The organism is Halorubrum saccharovorum DSM 1137 (assembly GCF_000337915.1).
In the GTDB taxonomy this organism is placed as follows: domain Archaea; phylum Halobacteriota; class Halobacteria; order Halobacteriales; family Haloferacaceae; genus Halorubrum; species Halorubrum saccharovorum.
Genome location: NZ_AOJE01000049.1, coordinates 1 through 218, shown reverse-complemented (window position 1 = coordinate 218; position 218 = coordinate 1). Strand labels below are relative to the sequence as shown.

General features: G+C 60.6%; 1 rRNA gene. It reads left to right on the top strand.

Annotated features, from left to right (window positions below):
- Positions 1–218 (top strand): 23S ribosomal RNA (locus C471_RS17865); the annotation flags it as partial.

The window sequence follows — 218 nt, the reverse complement described above, 5'->3', positions numbered from 1 at the left end:
GAGACCCCCAAGGGGAAGCGAAGACCCTATAGAGCTTTACTGCAGGCTGTCGCTGAGACGTGGTCGCCGATGTGCAGCATAGGTAGGAGTCATTACACAGGTACCCGCGCCAGCGGGCCACCGAGACAGCATTGAAATACTACCCGTCGGTGACTGCGACTCTCACTCCGGGAGGAGTACACCGGTAGCCGGGCAGTTTGACTGGGGCGGTACGCGCT